The organism is Anaeromassilibacillus sp. An200 (assembly GCF_002160025.1).
Taxonomy (GTDB): domain Bacteria; phylum Bacillota; class Clostridia; order Oscillospirales; family Acutalibacteraceae; genus Caccousia; species Caccousia stercoris.
This window is the reverse complement of the sequence record NZ_NFJU01000035.1, coordinates 22,796-28,900: the sequence shown is the minus strand read 5'-3', so window position 1 is coordinate 28,900 and position 6,105 is coordinate 22,796. Positions and strand designations below refer to the sequence as shown.

Below are 6,105 nucleotides of genomic sequence, written 5' to 3'. Positions count from 1 at the left end.
CGCCCGCTCCGTGCTGCGTCCCCTGCCCCTGCCCCGGACCGATGGGCCCGACCGGGCCAACCGGCCCCATGGGCCCGCAGGGCCCCGCCGGAAGTGCCACCATGACAGGCGCAACAGGCCCGCAAGGCCCCGCCGGTCCGCAAGGACCAATGGGCCCGAGAGGCCCGCAGGGCGTACAGGGGATCCAGGGTGTTCCCGGCCCGATTGGCCCCACGGGGCCGGAGGGCGTCCAGGGAATCCAAGGCGTGCAGGGTCCGGCCGGCCCCACAGGAGCCACAGGCCCGACCGGCCCGCAGGGGCCGACCGGCTCCACCGGTTCCACGGGAGCCGCGGGAGCCGCCGACACCATCACCATCGGCACGACAACCGTGGGACAGACAGCCGCCGTTATCGACACAACGGGATCCCCGAACCACGTGCTGGATTTCGTTCTGCCCGCGTCCGTCTCCGTGATTCCGTTTGCTTCGGGCGGCACCGTCAGCCTGACGACCGGCTCTTCTGGCGAAGCGGGCCAGCCCTGCTTCCTCGGCTTCGGCAGCTTTGTGCAGATCCCTTCCCCGCTCACGGCTGAGCTTGCTCCGGGACAGGAGGCCAGCGCCTTCTCGTTCCCCCTGCCCTCTGCCGCAACGATCACGGGCATTGCCGCAAGCTTCCGCAGCAGCTTCCCCCTGAGCCTGTCCGGCACGGTGCTGAATGTGTCGGCGCTCATGTTTGCCCAGCAGCCGGGAGCGTCCTCCTTTACGCCGATCCCGGAAACCGCTGTGACACTCTCCCCCGCCGCCACGGGCGAGGTGCCCGCCGGGCAGACATTCTCGGCTGTCTCCGGCCCCATTTCCGTTTCCGAGCCCGCCGGAACACGGCTGCTGCTGGTCTATTACGCTTCGGCCTCGGGCACGGATCCGGCTCAGGTGATCTCCGGCCAGGCCAGCGCCGCGCTCTCGCTGCAATAAAGCGGGGAGCAATTCGCTCAGGCCGCGGCGGCCCCCCATTTCTTGCCGCCAAGAAATGGGGGAAAGAACCGCGAGGGGCTTTGCCCCTTCGAACCCCACGCTTTGTTTTCTACGTTCGTTTACCGCCCCCTTTCCCCCGTCACGGCCGGCCAAATTTGCGCTGACGCGCAAGACTGGCCGGCTGGTGGGGGAAAACCTCAAAATTAGCGTAGGGAATAATTTCGAGGTTTTCCGTGGATTAGGGTACGGCTCTACGGGAGTTTGCGGATAGCACTGAGCTGCTGAACTTTGATTTTCCGGTTCGCAGAACCGCAAAATTGAAGTTCAAGCCGCGAACTGGCGTTAGCCAGGGCGTGAGGTTTCCCGTGGGTGGAGGGCACGGGCTTGCGGGAAGCTGTGCGCGTCAATCAGAACCCAGCTGAAAATCACAGCCAACCTTCCGTGCCGCTCCGTGGCCGGGCCGCGGGCTGCACAGCAAGCCCCCTCTGCGACGTGAGATCGCAGAGGGGGCGATGTGCTTCATTAAGCCGGGCGACGGGCAAGCCCGTCGCTTGCGCGACTTGCGTCAAGGCTCAGCCTTGGAGGGAATATTTGACAAGTTTTTGGGCGTAGAGGCCGGGGGAACAGAGCTGGCCGGAGCCGGTGACGCCCTCACGGGAACCGTCAATGTCCGGATCCGCGTAGGTGTTGAACCATTTTTCCAGCTTGCGGCGATAGGAGAGAATCAGAGCGTCGTATTGGGGATCGCCGTACAGGTTGTGCTCCTCATTCGGATCGGCCTTGAGATCGTAGAACTCGTGGTAGCCGTAAGGATACCGGATAACCAGCTTGTACTCCTTTGAGCGGATCATGCGCACGGGGCCGTATTCGTCGAATACCACCACCTCGCCGCCGTCCGGAAGCGCTTCGCCCCGCAGGCATGGCAGGAAGCTGTGCCCCGGCAGGCGCGCCGCCGTCTGCGGGTCAAAGCCCAGCAGATCCAGCAGCATCGGGAAGAAATCATAGGCGCTCACCATGTCGTCGCAGACGGAGCCCGCTGGAATCAGCGGCGGATACGCCATGAGGAACGGCACCTTCACGGAGGTGTCGTACATATTCATCGGACGCGTGCCGTTGCCCTTGCCCCAGATCCCGTGCTGGCCCATGTTCATGCCGTTGTCCGCGGCAAAAATCAACAGGGTGTTGTCCGTCAGGCCCTTCTCGTCGAGACGCTGCAAAATGCGGCCGATATTTTCATCCATCGCGGAGATCGCCGCGAAATAGCCGCGCAGGTTGATCTCGCGGTTCGGCGTGCCGTACACCGGCCCCGTCGTCATATCTGGATGATCCGGGATATCCGGGATACTCTCAAATTTGCAGTCCTGATAATAGTCCAGCCACTTTTTCGGATGATGTTCCGGCCCCCACGGCGAATGCGGCGCGGTATAGTGGACGCTCAGATAGAACGGAGCATCCTCCGCCGCCAGCTCGTCCAGATACTCGAGCGCCTTATCCGTGATGAGATCCGTCACATATTTTCCGTGCTCCACATGGATATCCCCATGCTCTACAATATCCGGATGGTAATAATAGCATCCGCCTTTCCCGATTGTATACCATTTGGAGAAGCCATGCTGCGGGGTCACGCTGTCTCCCAGATGCCATTTTCCCGCCAGCGCGCAGGTGTAGCCGTTCTGTGCCAGAATATCGGTGTAGGTCGTCTTGCCTGCGAGATACTGGATCGGCTTGTCCTCGTCGCGGTAGCCGCCGTAGGGGTTTTCCTCGCCCTGCGCGGCAAACTTTTCCCGGTCAACGTTGCCGGAGCGCAGCCAGTCCAGCACGCCGTGAGCCGAAGGGATAGTGCCCGTCAGCAGGGAGGCACGCGCTGGAGAGCAAACGGGGGACGCGCAGAAAAAGCTGGAAAATCGCATCCCGCGCCGCGCGATTTCATCGAGATTCGGCGTGTAAAGCTCCGGGGTTCCGGCACAGTGCATTGCCCAGGGGCCCTGATCGTCACTCAGAATAAAAACGATATTGGGCTTTTTCATCGTTTCACCTCATCAGTCTTCCCCGTTCCAATCCGGATTGACGCTGGGGAACTTCGCTCCCGCGTCCTGCTGCCAGCGGTGCAGCATGGCGCGCATGGTTTCCACCTTCTCCGGGTGTTCCGCCGCAATGTTGTTCCGCTCGCTCAGGTCGGTTTCGATGTCATACAGCTCGCAGTGGTTATCCTCAAAGAATTCGATCAGCTTATAGCGGCCCAGCACGACGGACGAGCCGGGCGTGCCGCCCTGGTTGCCGTAATGGGGATAATGCCAGAAGATCGGGCGTTCAGGAATTGCTTCGCCCTTGAGCAGGGGAAGGAAGCTCACACCGTCGAGATCCTGCGGGAGCCTGTCCGCCGCGCCGATGAGGTCGAGGAAGGTGGGATAAAAGTCCGGCGTGGTGATGGGCGTGCGGCAGCAGGTGTTCGCCTTCACCAGCTTCGGATACCAGACAAAGAGAGGGACGCGCGTGCCGCCCTCGTACATCCAGCCCTTTCCCTCACGGGCAGGCAGATTGCAGGTGGGCGAGCCCTCAGAGGTGGCAAGGCCGCCGTTGTCGGAGGTAAAGACCACGATGGTATCATCCGCCTTGCCGCTCTCCTCGAGCGCCTGCATCAGGCGGCCGATGTTTTCATCGAGATTCCAGATCATGGCTGCATACTCGGCGTTTGACTGCACCATGCGGCGGATCACCCGGGAACCGTGGTGCGCGGGGATCTTTTCGCCGGTGACGAGCACCTGCTCCTTTTCTTCGATGGCTTCCGCCTTTTTCAGGAAACGATCAATATCCTTCTGCTTGGCCTGGATCGGCGTATGGACGGCATAATGGCACAGGTTCAGGAAGAACGGCCGCTCCTCGCCGGACTGGATCAAGCGGATCGCCTCATCAGTGATGCGGTCGGTGAGATACTCGCCCTCCGGGCCGTCCTTCAGCGTATGGATGCCATAGGGACTGAAATACCCCTGGTGCGGATGCCCCCAGGAGCAGCCGCCGATGTTCTTCTCAAAGCCGAAATGCTCCGGATAGTATTCCTCACCGCCAAGATGCCACTTGCCCACATGCCAGGTAGCGTAGCCCTCGTCGTGCAGGGAAGCGGCCAGTGTCCGCGCGTCCGGCGGCAGATGCTTGAGGTAGGGCGCGTCGATCAGACGTCCCTTGAGCGGATGCATGGAGCCCTCCATGTCGATCCAGTCTGTGACGCCCACGCGGGCGGGATATTTTCCCGTCAGATAGCTGGCACGGGACGGGGAGCACACCGGGCAGGCGGCATAAGCGTTCGGAAACACCATGCCCGCACGCGCCAGGCGGTCGATATTGAGGGTCTCATAGAAGGTGGAGCCGGTACAGCCCAGATCCTTCCACCCCATGTCGTCCAGGAAGATGAAAATAATATTCGGTTTTTTTGGCATGACACAACCTCCGTTTATAAAATGATAGGACGGGACGCCGCGCTCCGCCCTCCCAAAGGGAGGGGGAACGCGGCGTGTCCACTTGCAGCTATGAAGTTCGGACTATGTCAGGAGAGATTTACCGAAATAGATTTATTCTGCGGCCCCTTGTGCCTCATAGGCGGCCTGGACTTCTTTCAGCATCTCCTCGCCGCCCTGAGAACGCCATTTTTCACTCAGCTCCTTGGCTCCGGCCTCGATCTCGATCTTGCCCTGGAGCATGTCGGAGAAATACTGAATGAAGATATCCTCAAGGGAACTGCCATTTTCAATCTCAAGGGGAGTCTTTTGCTTGACCAGGTTCGGTACCTGTGCCTCAGTGGCCATCTCAACCGTCTCAAGGGCGCGTTCCTTGTTGGGCTCGGTATCCGGCATGTAGCCGCTCTCCAGAGGCCAATAGAAGGAGCCCCAGGCCAGAGCGTGCGCCCAGCCATCGGGAGAGAAGGCGTCCTTCGCGCGCTCTTCCTCATTATAGGTAATGGTGTCGCCGTCCTTCGTGTAGTGGATGCCCTCCAGGCCGAGACGAAGCAGCTCGTTGCCTTCGTCGGAGACCATGAAGTTGATGAACTCAGCGGCCTTTGCCTGGTTCTGGCATGCGGCTGTGATGCAGGTGAACATGCCGTTCTTGCCCTGCTTGTTCAGACCAAAGCTTCCGTCCTCGCCTGTCGGGGGCAGATCATAGACCATCGAAGCATCGGGGAACAGCTCGTGCAGGCTGTTTTCCTGGCGGCTGACGTGACGGTACAGCACGGCGGGAATCGCGCCCACGCGGCCCTGATAGAACTTCTCTTCCTTTTTGGTTGCGTCGTTGAGCATGAGCTCCTTGTCAACCAAGCCGCTATCCCAGAGATCCTTGATGTACGTCATAGCCGGCACAAAGCCGTCATACTCAAACCACGGGATGACATTGCCGTTCTCATCGAGGGCATAATCGGAATACTCTCTGCCATAGGCGAAGAATACCCAGTCAAAGCCGGTTCCACCTGTGTTGGAGGGCTTTTCCGCCGTGTAGCCCACGGTATCGTTCTGGCCGTTGCCGTCGGGATCTTCATTGGTAAAGGCCTCGAGCACGGCGCGCATCTCGTCAAGCGTCTTGGGATAGGACAAGCCCACATTGTCGAGCCAGTCCTGACGCATGATGATCAGGTTATTGGCCGAGTTGTACTGTACGATAAAGGGAACGCCGTAGTACTTGCCGTCGGTGCCGCTCCAGGGATAGTCGTTCTCAATCCATGCCTTCATGTCGGGGTTGGCGTCAAAGAACTGGTTGAGCTCCACGACCATACCGTTGTCGATCCAGCCCTGTGTGGCGGAGGTGCCGTAAGCGCCGGTCACAACATCCGGATAATCGCCGGAAGCCATGGCGACATTGACCTTCTCCACGTTGCCCTCCGGCACGATCTGGACTTCCAGATTGATACCCAGACGGCTGTTGATCTCCGTGATGATACGGTCGCCGCTTTCAATCGGCTCCGCGGCCGCGTCACCTGTCGTCAGCCATTTGATCGGCACAGGATCGGAATTTCCCTCCTGGGAAGCCCCGCCGGAGGCAGCGCCGCCGGAAGCCGTCTGCCCGCCGCCCGAACAGGCAGCGGCGGAAAACGCTGTCGCCGCGGCCAGAAGCAGCGCGATAATTTTCTTGGTTCCTTTCATAGATAGACCACCTTTCCTGATGATATCAT

General features: G+C 60.6%; 3 protein-coding genes and 1 pseudogene. 1 reads left to right on the top strand and 3 read right to left on the bottom strand.

What is annotated here, in order from left to right; all coding sequences use genetic code 11:
* Positions 1 to 950, top strand: a pseudogene (locus B5F35_RS19455) (hypothetical protein); the annotation flags it as partial.
* 572 nt (positions 951 to 1,522) lie between these two features.
* Here the strand turns inward: B5F35_RS19455 and B5F35_RS14430 are convergent.
* The 3 genes from B5F35_RS14430 to B5F35_RS14420 form a co-directional block, all read right to left on the bottom strand.
* A complete protein-coding gene (locus B5F35_RS14430; RefSeq protein WP_087242181.1) occupies positions 1,523 to 2,977 on the bottom strand; it encodes a sulfatase family protein in 1,455 nt (484 codons plus the stop codon).
* A 12-nt stretch (positions 2,978 to 2,989) separates the two neighbouring features.
* Positions 2,990 to 4,384, bottom strand: coding sequence for a sulfatase (locus B5F35_RS14425; RefSeq protein WP_087242179.1), 1,395 nt, complete (start codon positions 4,382 to 4,384; stop codon positions 2,990 to 2,992).
* Positions 4,385 to 4,516: 132 nt separating this feature from the next.
* A complete protein-coding gene (locus tag B5F35_RS14420; RefSeq protein ID WP_087242177.1) occupies positions 4,517 to 6,076 on the bottom strand; it encodes an extracellular solute-binding protein in 1,560 nt (519 codons plus the stop codon).
* Positions 6,077 to 6,105 lie beyond the last annotated feature (29 nt).